The sequence below is a fragment of the Mycobacterium sherrisii genome (genome assembly GCF_002102355.1).
Taxonomy (GTDB): domain Bacteria; phylum Actinomycetota; class Actinomycetes; order Mycobacteriales; family Mycobacteriaceae; genus Mycobacterium; species Mycobacterium sherrisii.
Genome location: NZ_LQPT01000101.1, coordinates 137,455 through 163,288, shown reverse-complemented (window position 1 = coordinate 163,288; position 25,834 = coordinate 137,455). Strand labels below are relative to the sequence as shown.

The following is a 25,834-nucleotide window of genomic DNA, read 5'->3' as shown; positions in this document are numbered from 1 at the left end:
GCCAGGTGCGGCTTCCTAGAATTGACCGGTGACCGCCAGCCCCAACTCCGCCGCCGAGCTGCCCAAGTCGTGGGATCCCGGTGCGATGGAGACCACGATCTATCAACGCTGGGTGGACGCGGGCTACTTCAAGGCGGACCCGACCAGCTCCAAACCGGGCTACTCGATCGTGCTGCCGCCGCCGAACGTCACCGGCAGCCTGCACATGGGCCACGCACTGGAACACACCATGATGGATGCCCTGACCCGGCGCAAACGCATGCAGGGTTATGAGGTGTTGTGGCAGCCCGGCATGGATCACGCCGGCATCGCGACCCAGAGTGTGGTGGAACGGCAGCTCGCCGTCGACGGCAAGACCAAAGAGGAGTTCGGCCGCGAGCTGTTCATCGAAAAGGTCTGGGATTGGAAACGCGAATCCGGCGGCGCGATCAGCGGGCAGATGCGCCGGCTCGGCGATGGGGTCGACTGGGACCGGGACCGGTTCACCATGGACGAGGGTCTGTCACGGGCGGTGCGGACGATCTTCAAGCGCCTGTACGACGCGGGTCTGATCTACCGGGCCGAACGGCTGGTGAACTGGTCGCCCGTGCTCGAGACCGCGCTGTCGGACATCGAGGTCACCTACGACGAGGTCGAGGGCGAACTGGTGTCGTTCCGGTACGGCTCGCTGGACGACTCCCAACCGCACATCGTCGTCGCCACCACCCGCGTGGAAACGATGTTGGGAGACACCGCCATCGCAGTGCACCCCGACGACGAACGCTATCGGCACCTGGTTGGCGCCGCCCTGCCGCACCCCTTCCTCGACCGGCAGCTCATCATCGTCGCCGACGAGCACGTCGACCCCGAATTCGGCACCGGTGCAGTGAAAGTCACGCCCGCGCACGACCCGAACGACTTCGAGATCGGGCTGCGCCACCAGCTTCCGATGATCTCGATCATGGACACCAAGGGCCGAATCGTGGACACCGGAACGCGATTCGACGGCATGGACCGATTCGAGGCACGGGTCGCCGTGCGCGAGGAGCTGGCCGCGCAGGGCCGCGTCGTCGCCGAGAAGCGGCCCTATCTGCACAGCGTCGGGCACTCCGAGCGCAGTGGTGAAGCGATCGAGCCGCGACTGTCACTGCAGTGGTGGGTGCGGGTGGAATCGCTGGCCAAGGCCGCCGGCGACGCGGTGCGCAACGGCGACACCGTGATTCACCCGGCCAGCCTTGAGCCCCGCTGGTTTGCGTGGGTGGACAACATGCACGACTGGTGCATCTCGCGGCAGCTGTGGTGGGGCCACCGCATCCCCATCTGGTACGGCCCCGACGGCGAACAGCGCTGCGTCGGGCCCGACGAGACGCCACCCGAGGGCTGGGAGCAGGACCCCGACGTGCTGGACACCTGGTTCTCCTCGGGGTTGTGGCCATTCTCCACACTGGGCTGGCCGGAACGGACGCCCGAACTCGAAAAGTTCTATCCGACAAGCGTTTTGGTCACCGGGTACGACATCCTGTTTTTCTGGGTGGCGCGCATGATGATGTTCGGCACCTTCGTCGGCGGTGATGACGCGATCACCCTCGACGGCGCCCGCAAGCCGCAGGTCCCGTTCACCGACGTTTTCCTGCACGGACTGATCCGCGACGAGTTCGGTCGCAAGATGAGCAAGTCCAAGGGCAACGTCATCGATCCGCTGGACTGGGTGGAGCTGTTCGGGGCCGACGCGCTGCGGTTCACCCTGGCCCGCGGCGCCAGTCCCGGCGGCGACCTGTCCGTCGGCGAGGACCACGTCCGGGCCTCGCGCAACTTTTGCACCAAGCTGTTCAACGCCACCCGATTCGCGTTGCTCAACGGCGCGCAATGGCGCCCAGAAACGACCTTGCCGCCGGCCTCCGAGCTGACCGACGCGGATCGATGGATCCTGGGAAGGTTGGAAGAAGTTCGCGCCGAAGCAGATTCGGCGTTTGACGGCTACGAGTTCAGCCGTGCCTGTGAGGCGCTTTACCACTTCGCCTGGGACGAATTTTGCGACTGGTACGTCGAACTGGCCAAAACGCAACTGGCCGAAGGGCTCACCGGAACCACCGCGGTGTTGGCCGCGACGTTGGACACGCTGCTGCGGTTGCTGCACCCGGTGATCCCGTTCGTCACCGAAGCGCTATGGCAGGGATTGACCGACGAAGAATCACTGGTCATTGCCGACTGGCCGAAGCCGTCCGGAATTGAATTGGACCCCGTTGCCACGCAACGAATCACCGACATGCGGCGGTTGGTGACCGAGATCCGCAGATTCCGTAGCGACCAGGGCCTGGCCGACCGGCAAAAGGTGCCGGCCCGGCTGGCCGGTGTCGAAGAGTGCGACCTGAGCACTCAGGTCGCGGCGGTGACCTCGCTGGCCTGGCTTACCGCGCCGGGACCGCAGTTCGGCGCTTCGGTGTCCCTGGAAGTCCGGCTCAGCGGTGGCACCGTCGTCGTCGAACTCGACACCTCGGGCACTATCGACGTGGCCGCCGAGCGGCGCCGGCTGGAGAAGGACTTGGCGGCGGCACAGAAGGAATTGGCTTCTACCGCAGCAAAGTTGGCCAATGAGGACTTCTTGGCCAAGGCGCCGCAGAACGTCGTCGCCAAGATCCGCGACCGACAGCGGCTGGCGCAGGAGGAGACCGAGCGCATCAACGCCAGGCTGGCCGGGCTGCAATGACCGAGTCGCCGGACTGGCTCGACCATCCTGGGGGAGCCGCCAGTGCGGCCCCGACGCCGGACGAGATCGCGTCCCTGCTGCAGGTCGAGCATGTGCTCGATCAGCGTTGGCCCGAAACGAAAATCGAGCCGAGCCTGACCCGCATCAGCGCCCTGATGGATCTGCTGGGCTCACCGCAGCTGGGCTACCCGTCGATTCACGTCGCGGGGACCAACGGCAAAACCTCGGTGGTGCGCATGATCGACGCGCTGCTGACCGCGCTGCAGCGGCGGACCGGACGCACCACCAGCCCCCATCTGCAGTCGGCGGTGGAGCGCATCGCAATCGACGGAATGCCGATCAGCCCAGCGCAATACGTGGCCACCTACCGCGAGATCGAACCGTTCGTGCAGATGATCGACGCGCAGTCCCAGGCCGCCGGTGGTCCGGCGATGAGCAAGTTCGAGGTCCTGGTCGCGATGGCGTTTGCGGCGTTCGCCGACGCGCCAGTCGAGGTCGCCGTGGTCGAGGTGGGCATGGGCGGTCGTTGGGACGCCACCAACGTGATCAACGCGCCGGTCGCGGTCGTCACCCCGATCGGTGTCGACCATGTCGACTATCTCGGCGCGGACGTCGCCGGGATCGCCGGCGAGAAGGCCGGCATCATCACCACGGCCCCCGACGGCGCCCCCGACACGGTCGCGGTGATCGCCCGACAGCCCCCCGAGGTCATGGAAGTGCTTCTGGCGCAGACCGTTCGGTCCGATGCGGCGGTTGCGCGGGAGGACTCCGAGTTCGCGGTGCTGGGCCGTCAAGTCGCGATCGGCGGGCAGGTGCTGCAGCTGCAGGGCCTCGGCGGGGTGTATTCCGACATCTACCTGCCGCTGCACGGCGAACACCAGGCGCACAACGCCGCGGTCGCGTTGGCGGCGGTGGAGGCGTTCTTCGGCGCCGGCGCGCAGCGCCAGCTCGACGTCGAGGCGGTGCGCGCCGGCTTCGCGGCCGTCACCAGCCCCGGCCGTCTCGAGAGAATGCGCAGCGCCCCAACGGTTTTCATCGACGCTGCGCACAATCTGGCCGGCGCGGCGGCACTCGCGCAGACCCTGGAAAGTGAATTCGACTTCCGCTATCTGGTCGGGGTCCTGTCGGTGATGGCCGACAAGGACGTCGACGGCATCCTCGCGGCCCTGGAGCCGGCCTTTCATTCGGTGGTGGTGACGCACAACGGGTCACCGCGGGCACTGGACGTCGAGTCGCTGGCGTTGGCCGCCGAACAACGTTTCGGACCCGACCGCGTGCTGACCGCGGCGACGCTGCGCGACGCCATCGATGTGGCGACGGCGCTGGTCGACGAGGCCACTGCCGACGGCGCGGGCGGTGAGTTCTCCGGTACCGGCATGGTGATCACCGGCTCGGTCGTCACCGCCGGGGCGGCGCGTACGTTGTTTGGTCGTGATCCGCAGTGACCGATAGCGGCCAGCCCACGCCCGCCGCCGACCCCTGGAAGAGTTTCCGCGGGGTGATGGCCGCGACGCTGATCCTGGAGGCCGTCGTGGTGTTGCTGGCGATACCGGTGGTCGGCGAGGTCGGTGGCGGTCTCGACGGGGCCTCGCTGGGCTACCTGATCGGCCTGGCCGCGCTGTTGATTTTGCTGTGCGGGTTGCAGGGCAGGCCCTGGGCCATCTGGGTCAACCTCGGTGTCCAGGTCGTCGTCCTCGCCGGATTTGCGGTCTATCCCGCGGTCGGCTTCATCGGGGTGCTGTTCGGGGGATTGTGGCTGCTGATCGCGTACTTCCGCGCCGAGGTCCAGCGCCGCCAGCGGCACGACGAGTCGCCGTCAGCCTGAGTTTCGATTCATTCTGTACGCTGTCCGCCGTGACCGAACGGACCTTGGTACTGATCAAGCCCGATGGCGTCGAACGCCGCCTGGTCGGGGAGATCATCAACCGAATCGAGCGCAAGGGACTCACGATCGCGGCGCTCGAGCTGCGCCACGTCAGCACGGAGTTGGCCAGCGAGCACTACGCCGAGCATGACGGCAAACCATTCTTCGGGTCGCTGCTCGATTTCATCACGTCGGGCCCGGTCGTTGCGGCAATCGTGGAGGGGCCGCGGGCGATCGCGGCATTTCGGCAGCTCGCGGGTGGTACCGACCCGGTCGAGAAGGCCGTACCCGGCACTATTCGGGGCGATTTCGGTTTGGAAACGCAATTCAATCTGGTGCACGGATCCGACTCGATCGACTCAGCAAAGCGCGAAATCGCGCTATGGTTTCCCGGCGCCTAGGCCCCCGGCCGCAAGCGCAAAGTCGGCGTTCCGAGTCACGGTCGTAGGGACCGCCCGCGTGATGTGGGATACTGACAAAGGGTGAACGTCGCCGGACCGGCGTCGGACACCCGAATGAAGACTTAGACAAGCGCGACCATTGCCAGCTCGCGATGATGCGCCGCATGTCGGGCCGACATTCAGCACGGCGCCGAGTTGGTTCTTACCGAGTCGCTCGGGGCGAGACCATCACAAGTTCGGGAGAAAGTGGCCCGAGCACATAGCGAAGCCCTCGCGTGGCCGCGTCGATACGACGCGCCCGGGGGCTTGAGGAGAATACGTGATAGACGGTGACCAGACTTCGGACCAAACAACTGAGCCGGCCCAGGAGGACCTGCCGGACCGCCTGAGAGTCCACTCGCTGGCTCGAGCACTGGGAACCACCAGCAAGCGAGTGCTGGACGCGCTGGCCGCGCTGGATGGACGCATCCGCAGCGCGCATTCCGGCGTCGACTACGAAGACGCGATCCGGGTGCGTGACCTGCTGTCGCCTCGGCCGCCGGAAAATTTCGTCGCGTTCAGCAGCGCTGCGGTCACCACGACCACGTTCGGCGCAGCACAGTCGCGGCCGGTACCGGAGACCCCGGCAGAGCACGCGGCCTACATGCCGTTGTTCGTCGCGCCGCAGCCGGTCGCGGCGGCGGACGACAGCGCCGTCGACGACGGTGTCGACACCGACGACGCCGACGGTGATGACGACGAAGACCAGGGCGACCGGCCCTCCAACCGGCGGCGTCGGCGGGGCCGGCGAGGACGCGGCCGCGGTCGCGGTGAACAGGGCGGCCCCGACGGCCCGGATGACGACGCCGATTCCGAGCAGCGCGGACCGAAATCCGGCGTCTCGGACGACTCGGACGACTCGGATGATTCCGACGATGACGGCCAGGATGCGGACGACTCCGACGACGGCGACGAAGGCTCGGCCGACAACGGCAGCCGACGGCGGCGGCGGCGCCGCCGCCGCAAGTCGGGTTCCGGCGACGACAACGAAGACGGGCCGTCGCCCGACGATCCACCAAACACCGTCGTGCACGAGCGGGCGCCGCGGGGCAAGGGCTCCGCCGACAATGGCAACGGCTCGAGCAATGCCGAGATCAAGGGCATCGACGGGTCGACCCGGCTGGAGGCCAAGCGGCAGCGGCGCCGCGACGGGCGTGACGCCGGACGGCGCCGCCCGCCGGTACTGACCGAGGCCGAGTTTTTGGCCCGCCGCGAGGCCGTCGAGCGGGTGATGGTGGTGCGCGACCGGGTCCGCACCGAGCCGCCGCACCCCGGCGCGCGTTACACCCAAATCGCGGTGCTGGAGGACGGCATCGTCGTCGAGCACTTCGTCACCTCGGCGGCTTCGGCGTCGTTGGTCGGCAACATCTACCTGGGCATCGTGCAGAACGTGTTGCCCTCGATGGAGGCGGCCTTCGTCGACATCGGCCGCGGACGCAACGGCGTGCTGTACGCCGGTGAGGTCAACTGGGAAGCCGCCGGACTGGGCGGAGCGGACCGCAAGATCGAACAGGCCCTCAAGCCCGGCGACTACGTCGTCGTCCAGGTCAGCAAGGACCCCGTCGGCCACAAGGGTGCCCGGCTGACCACCCAGGTGTCGCTGGCCGGGCGCTATCTGGTCTACGTGCCGGGCGCGTCGTCCACCGGGATCAGCCGCAAGCTGCCCGACACCGAACGCCAGCGGCTCAAGGAGATTCTGCGCGAGGTGGTTCCCGCGGACGCCGGGGTGATCATCCGGACCGCGTCCGAAGGCGTCAAGGAAGAGGACATCCGCTCCGACGTCACCCGCCTGCAGCAGCGCTGGGAACAGATCGAGGCCAAGGCGACCGAGACCAAGCAGAAGGCCGCCGGCGCGGCGGTGGCGCTTTACGAAGAGCCCGACGTGCTGGTCAAGGTCATCCGCGACTTGTTCAACGAGGACTTCGCCGGGCTGATCGTGTCCGGTGACGAGGCGTGGGGCACCATCAACGAGTACGTGAATTCCGTTGCCCCGGACCTGGTTTCGAAGCTGACCAAGTACGAGCCGGCCACCGGCGCGGATGGCCAGCCGGGCCCGGACGTGTTCGCCGTGCATCGCATCGACGAGCAATTGGCCAAGGCGATGGAACGCAAGGTGTGGCTGCCCTCGGGCGGCACGCTGGTCATCGATCGGACCGAGGCGATGACGGTGGTCGACGTCAACACCGGCAAGTTCACCGGCTCCGGCGGCAACCTCGAGCAGACGGTCACCAAGAACAACCTCGAGGCGGCCGAGGAGATCGTGCGCCAGCTGCGGCTGCGCGACATCGGCGGCATCGTCGTCATCGACTTCATCGACATGGTTCTCGAGTCCAACCGCGACCTCGTGCTGCGTCGGCTCACCGAGGCGCTGGCCCGGGACCGCACCCGTCACCAGGTTTCCGAGGTGACCTCGCTGGGCCTGGTCCAGTTGACCCGCAAACGGTTGGGCACCGGCCTGATCGAGGCGTTTTCGACGACCTGCCCGAACTGCGGCGGCCGCGGGATCCTGCTGCATGGCGACCCGGTCGACTCGGCCCCGGCGGCCGGACGCAAGTCCGACTCCGGCGGCCGGCGAGGCAAGCGGTCGAAGAAGAACCGCTCCGAGGAACAGCCGGTGGCCAAGGTGCCGGTGCATGCCCCCGGTGAGCACCCGATGTTCAAGGCGATGGCCGCTGGAGCGTCGGGCGCCCGTGACAACGACGACGGCGATGAGACCGATGCGGTGGTCGCCGGCGAGGTCGACGAGAAAGCCACGGTTGAGGGTCCCGCCGACCTCGACGACACCGATCAGGACGAGTACGAGGACATCGATCAGGACACCGACGACGTCGACGAGGAGGACTCGACCGACGATGACGAGGACCTCGACGACGAGGATCTCGACGACGATGACGAGGATCTCGACGACGAGGATCTCGATGACGACGATGAAGATCTCGACGACGACGAGGATCTCGACGACACCGAGGACTCCGACGACGAGAACGGCTTTACCAACGGTTCCGGTGGTGGGTCGGGATTGGGCCGGCATCGTCGCCGGCGCGCGGCCGGTCGACCGGCGGGACCCCCCGTCCACGCCGACTGACCCCCGGGGTTGCCGCGAGACTCCAACTAGCGACGCGTTTCGCGAGTAAGAGCCGTCGCGGAATACAGTTTCGCGGCAATATGGGGCCGGTAGGCCGGTTTGACCCTGTAGGTGCTGGTCACGTACCCTTGGACAGTTGTCGTCAAGCCCTTCGGCTGTCGGCAGCGGGGCTGCCAAGCAATCGGCGCAGACCCGCACCCAAGACCCACCACGCGCATCGCGGTGAGCACGCGCGCGGAAGACGTGAGGAAGAGGCAGGAGCAACCATGGCGACCTACGCAATCGTCAAGACCGGTGGCAAGCAATACAAGGTTGCCGTCGGCGACGTGGTCAAGGTCGAAAAGCTCGACTCCGAGCCCGGGGCCAGGGTGTCGCTGCCGGTCGCGCTGGTCGTCGACGGTTCCACCGTCACCTCCGACGCGCAGTCGCTGGCCAAGGTCGCGGTGACTGGCGAGGTGCTCGAGCACACCAAGGGCCCGAAGATCCGCATCCACAAGTTCAAGAACAAGACCGGCTACCACAAGCGGCAGGGCCACCGTCAGCAGCTGACGGTCCTGAAGGTCACCGGAATCAAGTAGCGAGAGCGAGAAGACATGGCACACAAGAAGGGCGCTTCCAGCTCGCGCAACGGTCGCGACTCTGCCGCCCAGCGGCTCGGCGTCAAGCGGTTCGGCGGCCAGGTCGTCAAGGCCGGCGAGATCATCGTCCGGCAGCGCGGCACCAAGTTCCACCCCGGCGCCAACGTCGGCCGTGGCGGTGACGACACCCTGTTCGCGACGGCCGCCGGTGCGGTCGAGTTCGGTGTCCGGCGCGGCCGCAAGACCGTCAACATCGTCGCGGCCGGGCCGACCACCGACTGAGGTCGCTGCGCCCGTGCATGCGGGTAGCTGGGAGGACCCCCGATGCCGCGGTTCGTCGATCGAGTCGTCATCCACGCCCGCGCGGGTTCCGGCGGTAACGGCTGCGCCTCGGTCCATCGCGAGAAGTTCAAGCCGCTAGGCGGGCCCGACGGCGGCAACGGCGGCCGCGGCGGCAGCATCATCTTCGTCGTCGACCCCGCGGTGCACACCCTGCTCGATTTCCACTTCCGTCCGCACGTCACCGCGCCGGCCGGCAAGCAGGGGATGGGCAACAACCGTGACGGCGCGGCCGGTGCGGATCTGGAAGTCAAGGTGCCCGACGGCACCGTCGTCCTGGATGAAAACGGCCGGCTGGTGGCCGATCTGGTGGGCGCCGGCACCCGGTTCGAAGCCGCCGCCGGCGGTCGCGGCGGCCTGGGCAACGCGGCGCTGGCGTCGCGTGCCCGCAAGGCACCCGGCTTCGCGCTGCTGGGCGAGCCCGGCCAGGAGCGCGACCTCACCCTCGAGCTCAAGACCGTCGCCGATGCCGGGCTGGTCGGGTTTCCCTCCGCCGGAAAGTCGTCGTTGGTCTCGGTGATTTCGGCGGCCAAACCCAAGGTCGCCGACTATCCGTTCACCACCCTGGTGCCCAACCTGGGCGTCGTCTCGGCGGGCGAGCATTCGTTCACCGTGGCCGATGTGCCCGGACTGATTCCGGGCGCCTCCGAAGGTCGCGGCCTGGGCCTGGATTTCCTGCGGCACATCGAGCGGTGCGCGGTGCTGGTGCATGTGGTCGACTGTGCCACCACCGAGCCGGGTCGCGACCCGATCTCGGACATCGACGCGCTGGAAGTCGAACTCGCCGCCAACACACCGACGCTGCAAGGCGATGCGGTGCTGACCGACCTGGCCGAACGCCCACGCGCGGTCGTGCTCAACAAGATTGACGTGCCGGAAGCGCGCGAGCTCGCCGAGTTTGTCCGCGACGACATCGCCGCGCGGGGCTGGCCGGTCTTCCTGGTGTCGACCGTAACCCGAGAAGGCTTGCCGCCGTTGATCTTTGGGCTGTGGAAGATGATCTTGGACTACCACGCCGCACGGCCCGCGCCGATCGCACGTCGCCCGGTGATCCGCCCGGTACCCGTCGACGACAGCGGTTTCACCGTGGCACCCGACGGCGAGGGCGGGTTCGTCGTCACCGGGGCGCGACCCGAACGCTGGATCGGCCAAACCAATTTCGACAACGACGAAGCGGTGGGCTATCTGGCCGACCGGCTGGCCCGACTCGGGGTCGAGGAGGAACTGCTGCGGCTGGGCGCGCGGCCGGGCTGCGCGGTGACCATCGGCGAGATGACCTTCGACTGGGAGCCGCAAACACCGGCGGGTCATCAGGTCGCGCTGTCGGGTCCGATGTCCGGAAGAGGCACCGACGCGCGCCTGGAACGCACCGAACGCACCGGCGCCGCCGAACGCAAGGCGGCCCGGCGCCGACGCCGCGAACACGGCGAGGATTCGTGAGCGCCCGCGACGATGCAGAGCGTAGCGATGAGGAGGAGCGGCGCAGCATGACCGCCCACCGCGAGGCCATCCGCACCGCGCGGCGAATCGTCGTCAAAATCGGGACCAACGCCCTGACCACCCGGTCGGGAGTGTTCGACGCGGGCCGGCTGGCCGAACTGGCCGACGCGATCGAGGCGCGAATGAAGGCCGGCACCGACGTCGTCATCGTCTCCTCCGGTGCCATCGCCGCCGGCATCGAGCCGCTCGGTTTGTCGCGCCGCCCAAGGGATCTGGCGACCAAACAGGCCGCGGCCAGCGTGGGTCAGGTGGCGCTGGTGAATGCCTGGAGCGCCGCGTTTTCCCGGTATGGGCGCACGGTCGGACAGGTGCTGCTCACCGCCCACGACATCTCGATGCGGGCCCAGCACATCAACGCCCAACGCACCCTGGACCGGTTGCGCGCGTTGCACGCGGTGGCGATCGTCAACGAGAACGACACGGTGGCCACCAACGAGATCCGCTTCGGCGACAATGACCGGCTCTCGGCGCTGGTGGCCCATCTGGTCGGTGCCGACGCGCTGGTGCTTTTGTCCGACATCGACGGGCTCTATGACACCGACCCGCGAAAGTCCAAGGGCGCCCGATTCATCCCGGAGGTGGCGGCGGAATCGGATCTCGAGGGCGTGGTGGCCGGGCCGGGCAGCGCGCTCGGCACCGGGGGCATGACGTCCAAGATGTCCTCGGCGTTGCTGGCCGCCGACGCCGGTGTGCCGGTGCTGCTGGCCGCGGCCTCCGATGCCGCGACCGCGCTCACCGATGCGTCGTCGGGCACCGTGTTCGCGGCCCGTCCGGTCCGAATGTCGGCCCGCCGGTTCTGGGTTCGCTACGCCGCCGAGGCCACCGGCTCGTTGGTCTTGGATGCGGGCGCGGTGCGTGCGGTGGTGCAGCAGCGGCGGTCCCTGCTGGCCGCGGGCATCACCGCGGTGTCGGGCCGGTTCTACGCCGGCGACGTCGTCGAATTGTGCGGCCCGGACGCGGCAGCGGTGGCCCGCGGCGTCGTTGCCTACGACGCCGCCGAACTCGAGACGATGATCGGCCGGTCGACCTCGGAACTGGCCGGGGAGTTGCGCCGGCCCGCGGTGCACGCCGACGACTTGGTTGCCATCTGAAAGTCAGTGCGGGGTCTCGAGATATAAAGTGGCCCAGATGATTTCGGCTAGCGTGGCGGCCAGTTCGGTGTCGTAGGACTCGGGCGCGGTCGGCAGGTTCTGCTGACAGGCCCGCTCGACCATCCAGGTGAGCGTGCTGGCCGTGGTCCCGGCGCGCAGTTCGGGTCGAATCGAGCCATCGGTCTGCCCTTCTTCGATGACCCGGGTCATCCGCCCGGCGACTGCGGTCAACAGATTGCCGTATGTCGCGCCGACCACCGGATCGTAGGCGGCCATCTCGTTCAACGCGACCAGCACCGGCTGATGCCGGCGGTAGCTGGCCACCAGGGACGTCATCGCCGCGCGCAGGTCCTCGGGGTCACGACGTTCGGCCACCCGCCACCACCGGTCCGCGCTTGCGGCCAGATCGGCGAACACCTGACCGGCAAGCCGGCGCAGCAGATGGCCCTTGTCCTCGAAATAGATGTAGAAGCTGGCCCGCGAGATGCCGGCCTCGGTCGCCAGCCGGTCCACGCTCAGCTCGGTGTAACTGGCCCCGCCGCGCATCAGCCGCTCGGTCGCGTCGAGGAGTCGGCGCTCCATCCCCTCGCGCCGCTGCTGGCGCGTGTGCTCGCGCCTGGGCTGCGGCTTGCGGGTGACCGACGGCATTTGCCGAGCATAACCGCACTGTCAACATATTGACTAGACACGTTGTCTAGGCATAGTGTTCGACAGGATTCCCGAGTGGACGGAGGCCAACGATGGCAGTGCTGACCGGGCGGTCCGACCGTCCCCGCACCTACGACCCGATTGATCTGTCCTCGCGCGAGTTCTGGTCGACGACGGCCGCCGACCGCGAACGCTCGTTTGCCGTGCTGCGGGCCGAACGGCCGGTGAGCTGGCATCCGCCGGTCGAGGACTCCCTGATGCCCGATCCCGACGACCCCGGCTATTGGGCGGTCACCCGGCGAGCCGACATCGTCACCGTCAGCCGCAACAGCGACGTGTTCCTGTCCGGCAAGGGGGTGATGTTCGAGAGCATTCCGACCGAGCTGCTGGAGGCGTCGCAGTCCTTTCTGGCGATGGATCCGCCGCGGCACACCAAGCTGCGCAAGCTGGCCCACGCCGCGTTCACACCGCGGCAGGTGCGCCGCATCGAGGAGTCGATCCGGGCGAACGCCAAGGCGATCGTCGAGGAGCTTCGCGACGCCGGGACCGGTGCGGATTTCGTCGACCTGTGTGCCAAGGAACTGCCCATCCGCACGCTGTCGGACATGGTGGGCATTCCGGATGCCGAGCGGGAGCGCATGGCACACGCCACCGACGCGCTGGTGTCATGGGCCGACCCCAACTTCCTCAATGGGCGCCCGGCGTTGGAAGTCATCTTCGAACAACAGATGTACCTGCACCAGGTCATCGGCGCGCTGGCCGCCGAGCGCCGCGAGCACCCCGGTGACGACTTGATCAGCAGCCTGGTCCATGCGGAGGTCGACGGTGACCGGCTCACCGACGCCGAGGTGGCCGCGTTCTTCGTGCTGCTTTCCGTGGCCGGCAACGACACCACCCGACAAACCATGAGCCACACCATGAAAGCCCTCACCGATTTCGGCGACCAACGGGCTTGGCTGCTCGCCGATTACGAGAACCGCATCGGCGCCGCGGTCGAGGAGTTCGTGCGCTGGGCATCACCGGTGATGACGTTTCGCCGAACGGCAGCAACCGATTTCGAGCTCGGTGGCCAGAGGATCGCCGCGGGGGAAAAGGTGGTGATGTTCTATCCGTCCGGGAACTGGGACACCGAGGCGTTCGAGCATCCGGAGCGCTTTGACCTCAGCCGCAGCCCCAACCCGCATGTCGGCTTCGGCGGCGGCGGACTGCACTTCTGCCTCGGCGCCCACGTGGCGCGCGCGCAGCTGCGGGCATTTTTCGGCGAACTGCTGCGTCAGCTGCCCGACATCCAAGCCAGTGAGGCCACTTATGTGGCGGGCAACTTCGTGCACGCGGTGCGCAGCCTGCCGTGTGAGTTCTAGCGCAACGCCAGCGGCACCGGCGCAGCCCCCAGTTCGCCGGCGAGCAGCACCAGCAGCTCGGAGCATCCGCCGTCGACTTTGACGGTGGCCAACGAGTCACCGCGGGTAGGGCCGCGATTGATGATGGCGACCGGGATGCCCGCGGCCGCCGCGTGCCGCACGAAGCGATAGCCGGAGAACACCGTCAGCGACGAACCGGCGACCAGCAGCGCGTCGGCGTGATCAACCAGTGAAAGTGCTTGCGCCACGGTGTCTTTAGGCACACTTTCGCCGAAGTAGATGATGTCGGGTTTGAGCATTCCGGAACAGGACGGGCAGTCCAGGTAGCGGAATGACGCGGTGTCGGCGACGACGGCGTCGGCGTCGGGTGCCACCGCAAGCCCACCGACGGACTCGGCGCGTTCGACGAACCCCGGATTGAGCGCCTCGAGCCGCGTCGCCAGTGCGGCCCGGCTCACGGTGTGAGCGCAGTTCAGGCAAATCACCCGGGCGTAGGTGCCGTGCAGGTTGATCACGTTCGTGCTGCCGGCCTTGGTGTGCAACAGGTCGACGTTTTGGGTGATTACACCGGTGACCACCCCGGCGCGTTCGAGCGCGGCCAGTGCCCGATGCCCCGCGTTCGGCTGCGTCTGGTCCATGTGCCGCCAGCCGACGTGATTGCGCGCCCAATACCGTTGCCGGAATGCGGCATCCGAGGTGAACTGGCGGATCGTCATCGGGTTGCTCGGCGGCGAACCCGGACCGCGGTAATCGGGGATGCCGGAATCGGTGGACATCCCTGCGCCCGTCAGCACGGCGATCCGCCGACCCGCCAGCAGCGCGACCAGTTCCGGCGATTCGGCTTGGGTGCTCACCTAGTCGAGAGTACGGGCTAACCCGCGCCGCATGGGGTAGTCGATCACTCATCCCGGCAGCGCGGTGCGGACACCTGCTTGACGCCTCGGCACAAAAGGCGGGTTGATGTACCGCAAATACGCGATGCCCAGCAGCTGTGCCATGCGAGATCGATTCCCAGCTGGGCGTCGGGTTACGGAAGTGCCGCGGCGATGTGCACCGGGTTCAATCGCTATGTCCGCAACCCGATTAATGCGGACTCGTGCTGATAATCCTGGGGCAGGCGGTGGTGTATCGCAGTCCGGGACTAGTGGTGTACGCCGCGATCGTGTGGATTGCCTTCGCGACCTTTGTCCGTTTGTACGAACAGCCAACCCTGACAAGACAAAACGGGGACGAGTATGAGGAGTACAAGCTCAACGTGCCGGTCTGGCTGCCCCGCTTGCGGCCCAGGTGACTACGACGCATCAGGGGATCAGGATGTAGCTGATTCCGGGGACAGCTCTGAGGGTGCGCGTGTCGAATTCGTGGAACCCGGTGGTGCGGTAGCCATTTGACGCCGTTGCCCCGTAGCCGGTGTTCATTTCGGTGATCGTGATGTTGTTGCCATTGACGGCGTCGACCCAGGCGACGTGTCCGACGCCGCCGACGAGCGAGCTGCTGAAGACGGCGATCGAATGTGGTTGCGGGTTGTCCACCACTGTCCAGCCCGCCGCTCGAACTTGGTTCGCCCAGGTTTCGGCATCGCCCGTGAGCGCCTTGATGTAGTAGCCGGCGTGGGCGTGTATCTGCTCTTGGGCCCCCCACGTGCAGTAGCCCTCGTAGTCGCCGTCGAGCGGGTTGTGGTCGGTGGTGCGGCCGACGGCCGTGGCCGGATCTCCGTTGGCCGGTGCGGTCGCCAGCGGCGGTCCCAGGGAGAGCGCGGCGCCCACGGCGAGGACGGCGACGATCCCATTCGTCTTCATCCGTGTGACCCCGCTGAAGTCTCCGCACCGGCCCGTTACCTTCTCGTTATCGCGGTGAGACCGGGATTCGTTTCAGCCGGCCACGGCGCCGTGGGCGGACAGTTGGGTGAGTAGCAGGTCGAGGCGATCGGCGTCGAAATCGGGACGCAGTCGGCTGGTGCGGGAGAGTGTGACCAGTCCGTGCAGTGCCGACCAGAGCACCTCGGCAAGCGTGTCCGGATCGCGTTGCTCGGCAGCAGCAGCGATCGCGTCGCGCAACTCCGTGAACGCCGATACCAATTCCGGCGGCGTGTCGTCGGCGGCGAAGTGCAACGTTGTTGCGCGGGTGAACATTACGTCGTAGAGCGCCGGGTTGTGGCGGCCGAAATCGAGGTAGGTCTGCGCGACCCGCCGCAGCGCGTCGGCGGGCGTGGCGGCGGCGGTGCGCGCGGTTTGCAGCGTCTCGGCGAGTTCGCCGAAGCCGTCCAGCGCGACGGCCTGGGCGAGCTGTTCCATGTTGGCGAAGTGGGTGTAGAGCACGGGCTGGCTGTATTCGATCTCGGCAGACAGCCGGCGCGTGGTGACGGCATCCCAGCCTTCGGTTTCGGCCAGCCGGCGAGCCGTCGCGATGATCAGGCGGTGGCGCGCGGCTCGCTCCCGCGCGCGACGGTCCTCGATGGGCATGCCGGGATGATAGCAGCGCTAGACGATCTAGCGTTGCTATTGACTCGAGCGGCGGTGCCACCTAGCATCGCTAGGGTATCTGGCATCAATAAAAATAGGGGCTCGACGTGTTCGCTTCTCATTCCGCGCAGATCGCGGCACTGATCGCAGTCCTGGGCGTTGCCGTGGTTTACGGCACCGACGTGTTCTGCGCGGTGGTATTGCGACCGGCATTGGCCCGCCTCGACGATCGCACTCTCGGGGCCGTGACGGGGTTTGTGCACCGTTATGGGGACCGACGAATGCCCGTGCCGGGTGCCATCGGAGTCGTCGCGGCCATCGTCAGCGCAGCCCTGGCCGCATTGGCTGCGCGTTGGACCCAGGCCATGGCAGCCGGGGCCGCCGTCGTGCTGTTGCTGGTTTGGCTGCTGCTCTATACCCGGGTAAGTGCGCCGATCAATCGACAGCTCACCGCCGCGGCCGAAATTGACCAGGTGCTGCCGAATGTTCGTGTATTGCAAGCACATTGGGACCGGATCAGCAACGCCCGCGCCGTCCTGCAAGGACTTGCGCTCGTCGCGCTGTGTGTCACGCTGATCGCATGAACGATTATCACCACTAATTCGAAGGACATTGCCATGGCAAGTACCCCGAAAAGACTCGGACGACTAGTGATGCGCGCCGCGCCGGTGTTCAATGCACCCGTTGCGGCGTTGGCGAAATCGCGACGCTTTGGCGGGCTGGTGAACCGCAACATCGTTATCGTCGGCTACACCGGGCGACGGTCGGGACGCAGCTTCAGCCTCCCGGTGGCATACCGCCGCGCCGGCGACGAGATCACCATCAATGTCAACCTGCCGGAGGCCAAGACGTGGTGGCGCAACTTCCTCGGAGACGGCGGACCGGTGACATTGGAACTCGACGGGGCCCAGCGCGCCGGGCAGGCCGTGGCCACGCGCGACGAAAAGGGCAGGGTCACCGTCATGGTGCGGTTGACCGACCGGTGAGCGAGGTGTCCCACGGCGACGGCGGCGACGGTTCAACGTGACGGATCCGACATGGTCAGGCCCTTGTGCACCGGCGGCGTCGGTGGCACCAAACACCGCACCCGGTGCCGCGCTTTCACCGCGCCAGCTCGGGTACGTCCCGCCAAGGCTTGGACAGGTAGCCTGACCTTGGGAACCGCAGTTGCTGCTAGCAAACTCTCCGAAACCACGCGCAATTCGGTGCGAGAACCCGCAGCCCTGCGTCCCGGCGCGCATCCACCACCTCGATAACTGTAGAGCTCGGGCCCCAAGACGTTAGTCACTCCTGCGATCAGGCGAAATCCTGTGTCGCCCAAGGAATTTGGTGGCGAGACATCTTTACCCGATGCAGTCGGCCGCCGTCGTCAGCTCGGCCGACATGTTGCTCCCCATCATCTTCAACGCCGCCGCGCCGAGTTCCTCGTCGATGTGTGCGACGGCATCCCTGGGAATGACGACCTGCAGGTGACGCACGTACGCGTCCAGCGCGCTGTAGAGGATGCACTGCTCGGTGACCTGACCGGTCAGGATCAGCCGCTCGGTCTCGAGGCGATTGAGTAGGTACGAGAGCGGCGTGGCATAAAACGCGCTGTGGCGCACCTTGGTCATCACCCGGGTGCCGTCCGTCGGCACGATCGGCTCCACCAGATCGGGCCGCTCGCCGTTGCAGGCCGATTCGACGAGATCGGCAAACGCGGCGGTGAAGTCACCGTAGTTGTCGTTGACGTAGATCAGATCGACGTCGTCGGAATCGCGGGCCCGGCGGACGAGATCGGCCAGCGGGTCGATGATCTTGGCAACATTGGGTATCAGTACCTCGGCGTCGGGATGCTGATAGCTGTTCATCATGTCGACCACCAGCACAGCGGTATCACTCATGCAGGGGTGATACCCGGCCAAATACTGTTGACACTGTTCGCGCGACAATGGAAGGGCGATGGACTTCTACAACAGCTATAGCCAGGGTTTCGTCCGCGTGGCGGCATGCACGCACCACACCACGATCGGCGACCCGGCGGCCAACGCCGCGTCGGTGTTGCGGTTGGCCGGTGCATGCCACGACGACGGTGTGGGCCTGGCGGTCTTTCCCGAATTGACGCTGTCCGGCTACTCCATCGAAGACATCGTGCTGCAGGACCTGTTGCTCGACGACGTCGAGGCCGCCCTGGCCGACATCGTCACGCACTCGGCGGATCTGCTACCCGTCCTGGTGGTGGGCGCGCCGCTGCGGTACCGCCAGCGCATTTACAACACCGCGGTGGTCATCCATCGCGGCGCGGTGCTCGGCGTGGCCCCCAAGTCGTACCTGCCGACCTATCGGGAGTTCTACGAGCGCCGCCAAATCACCCCCGGTGACGACGAGCGCGGCGTCATCCGCATCGGCGACATCGAAGCGCCCTTCGGGCCCGACCTGCTGTTCGCCGCGTCCGATCTGCCCGACTTCGTGTTGCACGTCGAAATCTGCGAGGACATGTTCGTCCCGATCCCACCGAGCGCCGAGGCGGCCTTGGCCGGTGCGACGGTGCTGGCGAACCTGTCGGGCAGCCCGATCACCATCGGGCGGGCCGACGACCGCCGCCTGCTGGCCCGCTCCGCGTCGTCGCGCTGCCTGGCGGCTTACGTCTATGCCGCCGCCGGTGAGGGTGAGTCGACCACCGACCTGGCGTGGGACGGCCAAACCATGATCTTCGAAAACGGCGTGCTGCTCGCCGAATCCGAGCGGTTCCCCAAGGGAGAGCGCCGTTCGGTCGCCGACGTCGACACCGAGTTGCTGCGCTCGGAGCGGTTGCGGATGGGGACCTTCGACGACAACCGCCGCCACCACCGGCCCCTGACGCAGTCGTTCCGCCGCATCGAGTTCCGGCTCGACCCGCCCGCCGGCGACATCGGACTGCGCCGCGAGATCGAACGGTTCCCCTTCGTGCCCGCCAATGCTGAACGGCTGGAACACGATTGCTACGAGGCCTACAACATCCAGGTGTCCGGCCTCGAGCAACGGATGCGGGCGCTGGACTTTCCGAAAATCGTGATCGGGATCTCCGGTGGACTGGACTCGACGCACGCGCTGATCGTCGCCGCTCGGGCGATGGACCGCGAAAGCCGACCCCGCAGCGACATTCTCGCGTTCACGTTGCCGGGCTTCGCGACCGGCGACCGCACCAAGCGCAACGCGATCGAGTTGTGCCGCGCGCTTGGGGTGACCTTCGCCGAGATCGACATCCGCGACACCGCGCAGCTGATGCTCAAGGAAATGGATCACCCGTTCGCGCGCGGCGAGAAGGTGTACGACGTCACCTTCGAAAACGTCCAAGCGGGGCTGCGCACCGACTACCTGTTCCGGCTGGCCAACCAGCGCGGCGGCATCGTGCTGGGTACCGGCGACCTCTCCGAGCTCGGCCTGGGCTGGTCGACATACGGTGTGGGCGACCAGATGTCGCATTACAACGTCAACGCCGGTGTGCCCAAGACCCTGATCCAGCACCTGATTCGCTGGGTCATCTCGTCGGGACAGTTCTCATCGGACGTTGCCGAGGTGCTGCAGTCGGTGCTCGACACCGAGATCACCCCCGAACTCGTTCCCAGCGGGGAAGAAGAAGAGTTGCAGAGCAGCGAAGCCAAGGTCGGACCCTTTGCGCTGCAGGACTTCTCGCTGTTCCACGTGCTGCGTTTCGGATTCCGGCCGTCGAAGATCGCCTTTCTGGCCTGGCACGCGTGGAGCGATCCCGAACGGGGCAACTGGCCGGCCGGGTTCCCGCAGGACAAGCGGCCGTCCTATTCGCTTAAGGAGATCCGGCACTGGCTGCAGGTGTTCGTGCAACGGTTTTACTCGTTTAGCCAGTTCAAGCGTTCGGCGCTGCCCAACGGCCCCAAGGTCTCGCACGGCGGCGCGCTATCTCCGCGCGGGGATTGGCGTGCGCCGTCGGACATGTCGGCGCGCATCTGGCTCGACGAGATCGACCGCGAGGTTCCCGAGGACTAGCCCCGATTACGGCCGCGGACGGCGTACTAGCGCGACGCCCGCGCGCGCCGCCAACCCTGGTACTGCAGTTCGGCGAAGAACAGGGTGTAGATGCCGGATGCCAGGGTGACGATCACTCCGGTGACGGTCAGCGGGAAGACGTCGGTGAGCACGAGCGCCACGGCGGCCACCGTGTAGAGCAGGTTGCCGAGGACGACCGCGATACCGGCTCGCAGCACCGACGGCAGCGCCGCCAGCCCGAACACCAGCACGCCGTAGCCGATCAGGAACGCGGCCATGCCGTATTCGAACTCGATCGTGGTGCCGGATATGCGGGCCAGCCAGCCGGCCAGCGGGAGGCCGGCGATACCGACCACGCCACTGATGGCGGCGTCGGCGCGCATGGCGAAGCGCAACAAGCCGTCGCGAGTGCGGGTGCGGTCAACAGTGATGGCGGACATGACGTTCCTCTCGGCTCGGGTCTGGTCGGGTCTGGTCGGGTCGACACCGATGCCACCGAGGTTGCTCGCAAAGCACTGCCGGATCGCCGCCGGATGCTGCCACTTACTGCCACTCGCAGGTCAGCGGGTTCGGGGAGCGGCCGTGAGCCGGCTCACGGCCTCAGGCGCCGCTTCCGGAACCGCGCATGGCGACCGCACTCGAGCGGAGCAGGTCGCCGAGTTCGGCGGGCAGATAGCCCTGTGCGGCCAGCCGGGGCATGACGCCGCCGCTTTCCAGGATCTCGAGGATCAGGCGGGGCGGCTTCGGAACCGACCCCTCCGCTCCGGTGCTGTCATTGCGCCAACTGCCCGCGTCGAGGTCGAAGATTCCACAATCTCCCTCGCTGAACACGGCGGTGGCGTTGGGCACGGTGATCGCGGGCAGGCCGGCGTTCACGGCATTGCGGAAGAACAGCGAATTGAATTCCTCGGCGACCAGCCCGGCGATACCCAACTCGGTGAACAGCGCGGCCACCGGTCGCGAGGAGCCGACGCCGAAATTCTTCCCGGCCAGCACGATGTCGCCCGGGCAAACCTGATCGGCCCAGCCGGGGGCGGACCTCGTAGAAGATGTGTCTGGCCGCTTCGGGTGGTTCCATCTTCATCGCGAATGCGGGGTACATGGCGTCGGTGTTGAGGTCGTCGCCGAACACCCACACCCGGCCGGAGAACCGCACGCTCATGCCGGCACACTCCTTGGGTCGGTGATGAATCTGGTGATCGCCGACGCGGCCACCGTCGCCGGGGAGGCCAGGTAGATCTCGGCCTCGGTGCTGCCCATGCGTCCGGTGAAGTTGCGCGTGCTCGACGTGATGCACACCTCGCCGGGCCCGACGACGCCCATGTGGTAGCCGAAGCACGCCCCACAGGTGGAGTTGGTGACGACGCCTCCCGCGTCGGCGATGTCTTGCAAATAGCCCAGCCGCATCGCCTGTCGGTAGACCGCTTGGGAAGCCGGGGTGACCAGCAGTCGCACGCCGGGGGCCACCGAGTTGCCCCGCAACACGTGTGCGGCGATCGCGAGGTCCTCGAGTTGACCGTTTGCGCACGATCCGATGAATGCCTGGTCCACCCGCTGCCTCCCCAACTGCGAGACGGGCAACCCGTTGCGGCTGACCGTGCCCGGCCGTGCCACGTAGGGTTCCAGGACCGACAGGTCGATGTGGCGCACCGCGTGGTAGGACGCGTCGGAATCCGGTGCGGCCGAGGCATATCCGGTCACACCGGCCTCAGCCAGGAATCGGGCCAGCACGTCGTCGGACTCGAAGGTGCTGAAGTCGGCCGAGATTTCGGCGGCCTGGGTTGCGATGGTGCGCCGGTCGTGCATCGGAACGCCGGCCAGGCCGGGGCCGCCGAATTCCAGGTTCATGTTCGCGGCGTCGCCGTACTTGTCGGCAATATGCAGAAAGATGTCCTTGCCGCTGACGGTGTCTGGCTTGATGCCGTCCAACTCGTACCTGATGGTCGGCGCGACCTGAAACCAGGTGGTGCCGGTGCACATGATCGAGTACACCTCGGCGGGCCCCAGGCCGCGGGCGGCGGTGTTGTACGCGCCGGCCGCGCAGGTGTGGGAATCGGTACAGGCCAGGATCTCGCCGGGGCGTGCCAGGCCGTTCTCGGCGATGACCTGGTGACAGATGCCGTGCCGGCCGACGTCGTAAAAGCGTTCGATGCCGAAGTCGGCGACGAACTTGCGGGCGCGTGGCCCGCCGGCCGCATCTTTGATGGTCGGTGCGGGCACGGCGTGGTCCATGACGACGGCCAGCTTGTCGGGATCATGGATCCGGGTGGGCTGGATCCACATGGTCGCGAATTGCAGGTCAATCAGCACGGTCATGTCGACGTCGACGACGACGGTCTCGCCTGGCGACACCGAGTCCAGTCCTGCCTTGCAGGAAAGGATCTTCTCGATGATGGTCATGCCCATGAGCGCTCCCGCTGTGCGTATTTGGTGTCCAGTTGCAGCCATTCGGCCATGCCGACAAGGTTGAAGAAATCGGCCGGGTTGGCGGGCAGGTGCGCGGCGGCATCTTCTTTTGAGGTGCCGTTGAGCTCGCAAAGGCGCTGCAGCATAGCCAATGTGGCGCGCACCAGCAGATCGCCGGGATGGATCGCGATCGCGTAGCCGAGCTCTTGCAGACGCGTCGCCGGCAGCAACGGGGTCACCCCGCCCAACACCAAATTGATCAGCAGCGGGGCGTCGACTTCGCGTCCGATGCGCTCGATTTCCTCGGCTCCTCGGGGTGCCTCCACGAAGATGATGTCGGCACCCGCCTGGGCGTAACGGTTCGCCCGTTCGATGGCCGCGTCCAGGCCGAGCGGCGCCCGGGCGTCGGTGCGGGCCACGACGAGGAGGTTGTTGTCGGATCTGGCGTCGAGCGCGGCCGCCAGCGTCTGCTCGAACACGGCCGTGTCGACGACCTGCTTGTCCGGCAAGTGACCGCAGCGCTTGGGAAAGACCTGATCCTCCAACTGAATTGCCGCGACTCCGGCGTCGTCATAGGCCCGCACGGTCCGCACCACGTTCATCGGCGCGCCGTAGCCGGTGTCGGCGTCGGCGATCAGCGGGACATCGCCGAGCGCGCCGACGATCACCCGGGCTCGCTCGGACATTTCGGTCGCGCTGACCAATCCGATGTCGGGCAGGCCGAAGCCGGCGGCGGCGACGCCCGCCCCGGTCAGGTAGGCCGCGACGTGCCCGGTGCGTTTGGTCAGTTGCGCCGAGATTCCGTCGAAAACCCCTGGCGCGACGATGAGTTCGCGTTTGTCCAGCAGCTCCCGCAGGCGCCGCCGGGCCTCGATTGTGCGGGTGGTGGCCATCGGCGTCCTTTCAGTCCGGGATCCCCGCGTCGGGCGCGGCGGACCTCCGCGCCGACCCCATCGGTTGTTATATGTATATAACAACCGATGGGGTCGGCGCAATGCGGGCGGTGTGGGAGCATGGCGACCATGCGGCAGGCCAGCGCGGCGAACGGTCCGGTATCCGCCGGGGCCGGGGTGCCGCTGCACCGGCAGCTTTTTCTAGTGCTGCACGACGAAATCGACCGCGGCGTGTTGTCCCCCGGTGACGCACTACCCACCGAGCAAACGCTGTGCGACCAGTTCGGGGTTTCGCGGATCACGGTCCGTCGTGCGCTGGCCGACCTGGCCGACCAGGGCTACATCGAGCGCAGGCGCGGCGTCGGTTCGTTCGTGTGTGAGCACGGCTCGACCACACTGGCCGCCGCCAGCGGCTCTTATCTGGACGGACTGCGGCAGGCCCAGTTCGAGACCGAGGTCGAAGTGCTCGAACTCGACCCGCGCCGGCGCCCGCCGCGATTCGTCGCCGACGCTTTGCAGACGTCTGAGGAGCTGCTGCAGATCGTCCGGTTGCGGCGGCAACGCAGGACCGGCGAGCCATTGATCATCACCGAAGCCTGGCTGCCCAGCGCACTGGCGGAGCGGTTGACGGTGCCGGCCCTACAGCGCGAGCCGCTCTACGAGCTGCTCTCCGGTCTCGGCGTCGTCGTCCAGCGGGTACAACACGAAATCACCGCCGAGATCGCCGGTCCGCGCAGCGCCCACCTGTTGGACACCGCCATCGGCGCGGCGCTGCTCCGCGTCAACCGGGTCGCTTTCGTCGCCGACCAACCACACCACTACCTATCAATTGTGTTGTCGCCGAGCCGTAGTCGCGTGCTGATGACTCAGTCGGCGGCGGAGTTGGAGACCGGTGGCGGTTTTGCGATCGCCCACGATGTGCGCCGAGACCCGCGCTAACGAATCAACCCGACGCCCGGAACGAAGCGGCCGACACTTTCCGTGTACGCCGCATATGTATCGCCGTGGACGCGCCGCAAGTGCGGCTCCTCGACCCGGCGCACCTGCAGCTCGACCGTCGCGACGAGCAGGACGAAGCCGATCAGCGCAACGACATTCGGCGTCACCAGTGTGATGCCGAGGGCAAACACGAACATGGCCGTGTAGATCGGATTGCGCACCCGCCCGAAGATACCGGTGGTCACCAGCGGCGTGGTCTCGCGTTTGTCCACCCCGATCCGCCACGAATCGCCCATCACCAGTTGCGCATACACCGTCGCCGCGATGCCACCCAACGCAATCACAATCCCTGCGGCCTGAATCCGGCCGTCGTTCAACACACGCGGTGGCGCGATGAGGTCACCCAGCTGGGCGAGCGGGGCGCTTACCGTCACCGCCAGCGCGAGCACAAACCCCGCGCCTGCAAGCCATTCGATGGGTCCGCCGCTGATCCGGCGAAGGCCAGCGGAACCAGTGCGCCGGTACTGTAGCCAACTGCGCCAACCGAATCCGAGCACGCCGAACGCCGTCAGAAGGGCCAACGCAATGCCGGCCGCGGCGTGCATCACGAAGCCCCGGACACCGCGGTGTCGATGGCGCGGGCGTCTGGTGCGCAGTCACCGGCGCCGGGTACCAGTGTCGACAGCGCGGCCGCGGCACACGCCCGCTGCAACGCGGCCAGATGCTCGGCTCGCGACCCCGCGCCCGGTGGCCAGTGCGCGGCCAATACTCCGGCGAAGACGTCGCCCGCACCGGTGGTGTCCACCGCCTTCACCGACGGCGCGGGCACCCAAAACTCGTCCGCGGCACTGACGCACCGGGCGCCGCGGGGGCCCAGCGTCGTCACCAAAAACGTTGGCCGCCATGACCATTCTTCGGCCTCGGACTCATTGGCGATCACCACATCGGCGAGCTCGGCCAACTCGGCCAGCGCGCCCGGGTCGTGCCCGACCGGCGACGCATTCACCATGACGACCGCGCCGGCGGTCTTCGCTTGGCGCGCCGCGTCGACGGCGGTACCGACCGGAATCTCCAACTGCGTCAACAACACCTCGCAACGCTCGACAACCGTGCGGGCCGCCGCGGAGCTCACGGTGAGCAGGCCGTTGGCGCCGGGGGCCACCACGATGGTGTTCTCCGCGTGACCGTCGACGACGATGATCGCCGTCCCGCTGGGGCCGGGTACCGCGACGCTCGCGTCCAAACCAACGCCGTTGTCCGACAAATGCGCCCACAACGGTGCCGCCTTGTCGTCGTCGCCGACCGCACCGATGAATTGCACCTGCGCGCCCGCCCGCGCCGCGGCCACGGCCTGGTTGCCGCCCTTGCCGCCCGGCGCGTAGTGCAACGACGACGCGAGCACCGTCTGTCCCGGGCGGGGCAGAGCATCGACAGCGCACGTCATGTCCATGTTCACGCTGCCGACGACGCAGAGCCGTGCCATGCGGCCAACGTTAGTCGCCCTTGACTGGCCTTTTGAAGCCAATTGCGGCTCGCAAACGCCAATTTTGTGACGTCC

Annotated in this window: 24 protein-coding genes and 1 pseudogene; 14 read left to right on the top strand and 11 right to left on the bottom strand. The window is 67.2% G+C overall.

Annotated features, from left to right (window positions below; translation table 11 throughout):
* Positions 1 to 28 precede the first annotated feature (28 nt).
* From AWC25_RS21405 to proB, 9 genes are all read left to right on the top strand, one after another.
* Positions 29 to 2,686 (top strand): valine--tRNA ligase, encoded by a 2,658-nt coding sequence (locus AWC25_RS21405; RefSeq protein ID WP_069399003.1) that lies wholly within the window; start codon positions 29 to 31, stop codon positions 2,684 to 2,686.
* Entirely contained in the window at positions 2,683 to 4,131 is a 1,449-nt protein-coding gene (folC, locus tag AWC25_RS21400) for a bifunctional tetrahydrofolate synthase/dihydrofolate synthase (RefSeq protein WP_085167545.1), read from the top strand. Before AWC25_RS21405 ends, folC begins: the two co-directional genes overlap by 4 nt.
* 56 nt (positions 4,132 to 4,187) lie before the next feature.
* Entirely contained in the window at positions 4,188 to 4,511 is a 324-nt protein-coding gene (locus AWC25_RS21395; protein WP_084229158.1) for a DUF4233 domain-containing protein, read from the top strand.
* Positions 4,512 to 4,540: 29 nt separating this feature from the next.
* Positions 4,541 to 4,951: a nucleoside-diphosphate kinase gene (ndk, locus tag AWC25_RS21390; protein WP_069399000.1), complete on the top strand. Its 411-nt coding sequence runs from the start codon at positions 4,541 to 4,543 to the stop codon at positions 4,949 to 4,951.
* 319 nt (positions 4,952 to 5,270) lie between these two features.
* The gene (gene rne / locus AWC25_RS21385; protein ID WP_069398999.1) at positions 5,271 to 8,075 is read left to right on the top strand and encodes a ribonuclease E; all 2,805 of its coding nucleotides are present in this window, start codon (positions 5,271 to 5,273) and stop codon (positions 8,073 to 8,075) included.
* 266 nt (positions 8,076 to 8,341) lie between these two features.
* On the top strand, positions 8,342 to 8,653 hold the full coding sequence (gene rplU / locus AWC25_RS21380; protein WP_069398998.1) for a 50S ribosomal protein L21: 312 nt from the start codon (positions 8,342 to 8,344) through the stop codon (positions 8,651 to 8,653).
* 15 nt (positions 8,654 to 8,668) lie between these two features.
* A complete protein-coding gene (gene rpmA, locus AWC25_RS21375; RefSeq protein WP_069398997.1) occupies positions 8,669 to 8,935 on the top strand; it encodes a 50S ribosomal protein L27 in 267 nt (88 codons plus the stop codon).
* A 42-nt stretch (positions 8,936 to 8,977) separates the two neighbouring features.
* Positions 8,978 to 10,432, top strand: coding sequence for a GTPase ObgE (gene obgE / locus AWC25_RS21370; RefSeq protein ID WP_085167543.1), 1,455 nt, complete (start codon positions 8,978 to 8,980; stop codon positions 10,430 to 10,432).
* A 47-nt stretch (positions 10,433 to 10,479) separates the two neighbouring features.
* Entirely contained in the window at positions 10,480 to 11,583 is a 1,104-nt protein-coding gene (gene proB, locus AWC25_RS21365; protein ID WP_085167541.1) for a glutamate 5-kinase, read from the top strand.
* 3 nt (positions 11,584 to 11,586) lie between these two features.
* Here proB and AWC25_RS21360 read toward each other — a convergent pair whose 3' ends face one another.
* On the bottom strand, positions 11,587 to 12,231 hold the full coding sequence (locus AWC25_RS21360; protein ID WP_069398994.1) for a TetR/AcrR family transcriptional regulator: 645 nt from the start codon (positions 12,229 to 12,231) through the stop codon (positions 11,587 to 11,589).
* 92 nt (positions 12,232 to 12,323) lie between these two features.
* Here AWC25_RS21360 and AWC25_RS21355 point away from each other — a divergent pair, with 92 nt between their 5' ends.
* Complete coding sequence (locus AWC25_RS21355; protein ID WP_069398993.1) at positions 12,324 to 13,592, top strand: cytochrome P450; 1,269 nt, start codon at positions 12,324 to 12,326, stop codon at positions 13,590 to 13,592.
* Here AWC25_RS21355 and AWC25_RS21350 read toward each other — a convergent pair.
* The 3 genes from AWC25_RS21350 to AWC25_RS21335 form a co-directional block, all read right to left on the bottom strand.
* On the bottom strand, positions 13,589 to 14,446 hold the full coding sequence (locus AWC25_RS21350; protein ID WP_069398992.1) for an SIR2 family NAD-dependent protein deacylase: 858 nt from the start codon (positions 14,444 to 14,446) through the stop codon (positions 13,589 to 13,591). The genes AWC25_RS21355 and AWC25_RS21350 overlap by 4 nt on opposite strands.
* 447 nt (positions 14,447 to 14,893) lie before the next feature.
* Complete coding sequence (locus tag AWC25_RS21340) at positions 14,894 to 15,391, bottom strand: CHAP domain-containing protein (RefSeq protein WP_085167540.1); 498 nt, start codon at positions 15,389 to 15,391, stop codon at positions 14,894 to 14,896.
* Between the two features lie 72 nt (positions 15,392 to 15,463).
* Positions 15,464 to 16,054: a TetR/AcrR family transcriptional regulator gene (locus AWC25_RS21335; RefSeq protein ID WP_085167538.1), complete on the bottom strand. Its 591-nt coding sequence runs from the start codon at positions 16,052 to 16,054 to the stop codon at positions 15,464 to 15,466.
* A 107-nt stretch (positions 16,055 to 16,161) separates the two neighbouring features.
* Here AWC25_RS21335 and AWC25_RS21330 point away from each other — a divergent pair, with 107 nt between their 5' ends.
* Positions 16,162 to 16,638, top strand: a complete 477-nt coding sequence (locus AWC25_RS21330; RefSeq protein WP_085167536.1) for a DUF1772 domain-containing protein — start codon at positions 16,162 to 16,164, stop codon at positions 16,636 to 16,638.
* A 33-nt stretch (positions 16,639 to 16,671) separates the two neighbouring features.
* The gene (locus tag AWC25_RS21325; RefSeq protein WP_069398987.1) at positions 16,672 to 17,040 is read left to right on the top strand and encodes a hypothetical protein; all 369 of its coding nucleotides are present in this window, start codon (positions 16,672 to 16,674) and stop codon (positions 17,038 to 17,040) included.
* A gap of 357 nt (positions 17,041 to 17,397) precedes the next feature.
* Here the strand turns inward: AWC25_RS21325 and AWC25_RS21320 are convergent, their stop codons facing one another.
* Entirely contained in the window at positions 17,398 to 17,937 is a 540-nt protein-coding gene (locus AWC25_RS21320) for a cysteine hydrolase family protein (protein WP_085167535.1), read from the bottom strand.
* 58 nt (positions 17,938 to 17,995) lie between these two features.
* On the opposite strand from AWC25_RS21320, the gene AWC25_RS21315 reads away from it, so the two are divergent.
* Positions 17,996 to 20,038: an NAD(+) synthase gene (locus AWC25_RS21315; protein WP_085167533.1), complete on the top strand. Its 2,043-nt coding sequence runs from the start codon at positions 17,996 to 17,998 to the stop codon at positions 20,036 to 20,038.
* 26 nt (positions 20,039 to 20,064) lie between these two features.
* On the opposite strand, the gene AWC25_RS21310 is transcribed toward AWC25_RS21315, so the two are convergent.
* The 4 genes and pseudogenes from AWC25_RS21310 to AWC25_RS21295 form a co-directional block, all read right to left on the bottom strand.
* Positions 20,065 to 20,478 (bottom strand): hypothetical protein, encoded by a 414-nt coding sequence (locus AWC25_RS21310; RefSeq protein ID WP_084229152.1) that lies wholly within the window; start codon positions 20,476 to 20,478, stop codon positions 20,065 to 20,067.
* Positions 20,479 to 20,638: 160 nt separating this feature from the next.
* Positions 20,639 to 21,200, bottom strand: a pseudogene (locus AWC25_RS21305) (LeuD/DmdB family oxidoreductase small subunit).
* A complete protein-coding gene (locus AWC25_RS21300; protein ID WP_085167531.1) occupies positions 21,197 to 22,444 on the bottom strand; it encodes a 3-isopropylmalate dehydratase large subunit in 1,248 nt (415 codons plus the stop codon). Before AWC25_RS21300 ends, AWC25_RS21305 begins: the two are co-directional and overlap by 4 nt.
* Positions 22,435 to 23,337: an isocitrate lyase/PEP mutase family protein gene (locus AWC25_RS21295; protein ID WP_085167529.1), complete on the bottom strand. Its 903-nt coding sequence runs from the start codon at positions 23,335 to 23,337 to the stop codon at positions 22,435 to 22,437. The genes AWC25_RS21300 and AWC25_RS21295 overlap by 10 nt, the downstream gene beginning before the upstream one ends.
* Before the next feature lie 129 nt (positions 23,338 to 23,466).
* Here AWC25_RS21295 and AWC25_RS21290 point away from each other — a divergent pair, with 129 nt between their 5' ends.
* Positions 23,467 to 24,276, top strand: coding sequence for a GntR family transcriptional regulator (locus tag AWC25_RS21290; protein ID WP_142278987.1), 810 nt, complete (start codon positions 23,467 to 23,469; stop codon positions 24,274 to 24,276).
* On the opposite strand, the gene AWC25_RS21285 is transcribed toward AWC25_RS21290, so the two are convergent.
* Both AWC25_RS21285 and AWC25_RS21280 read right to left on the bottom strand, forming a co-directional pair.
* Complete coding sequence (locus AWC25_RS21285; RefSeq protein WP_069398981.1) at positions 24,273 to 24,881, bottom strand: methyltransferase family protein; 609 nt, start codon at positions 24,879 to 24,881, stop codon at positions 24,273 to 24,275. The genes AWC25_RS21290 and AWC25_RS21285 overlap by 4 nt on opposite strands.
* The gene (locus AWC25_RS21280; RefSeq protein ID WP_085167525.1) at positions 24,881 to 25,759 is read right to left on the bottom strand and encodes a ribokinase; all 879 of its coding nucleotides are present in this window, start codon (positions 25,757 to 25,759) and stop codon (positions 24,881 to 24,883) included. The genes AWC25_RS21285 and AWC25_RS21280 overlap by 1 nt, the downstream gene beginning before the upstream one ends.
* Positions 25,760 to 25,834 lie beyond the last annotated feature (75 nt).